Annotated in this window: 1 protein-coding gene and 1 pseudogene; both read left to right on the forward strand. The window is 47.1% G+C overall.

Features of this window, described 5'->3' with window-relative positions; translation table 11 throughout:
- A pseudogene (locus QZL66_RS02035) lies at positions 1-165 on the forward strand (leucine-rich repeat domain-containing protein); the annotation flags it as partial.
- A 15-nt stretch (positions 166-180) separates the two neighbouring features.
- Positions 181-620 (forward strand): leucine-rich repeat domain-containing protein (locus tag QZL66_RS02040; RefSeq protein ID WP_293601773.1); only part of this gene is annotated, 440 nt, incomplete at its 3' end.

Consider the following 620-nt stretch of genomic DNA (forward strand, 5'->3'; position numbering starts at 1 on the left):
AATTGTACCGGTTTAACCAGCATCACGATTCCGGATTGTGTCACAAGCATCGGAGATTCTGCGTTTAGGAATTGCACCGGCTTAACCAGCGTCACGATTCCAGATAGTGTCACAAGCATCGGAGATTGTGCGTTTTCTGGCACACTTTGGTTAACAAACAAACAGCATGAAGATTCACTTGTGATCGTAAATGGGATTTTGATCGACGGCACAGCTTGTTCGGGAGAAGTAACGATTCCGAACGATGTCACAAGCATCGGAGAGAGTGCGTTTCAGAATTGCATCGGCTTAACCAGCATCACCATTCCAAAGAGTGTTACAAGCATCGGAAATTTTGCGTTTTACAATTGCACTGACTTGACCAGCATCAATATTCCAGGTAGTGTCACAAGCATCGGAGATTATGCGTTTGACAGTTGCAGCAGCCTGACAAGCATCACCATTCCAAAGAGTGTCACAAGCATCGGAAATTTTGCGTTTTATGGCTGCGGCAAGCTGACCGTATACCTTGAAAACGGCTCTACGCTGACAAGCGGACAACTCGGCGTAGATGCAAGCAAAATCAGAACCTACTGGAACGAAGGCAACCTGACCTGGACACTCACCGCCGACGGCACAAT

It is taken from the genome of Ruminococcus sp. CAG:330, assembly GCF_000437175.1.
In the GTDB taxonomy this organism is placed as follows: domain Bacteria; phylum Bacillota; class Clostridia; order Oscillospirales; family Ruminococcaceae; genus Ruminococcus_C.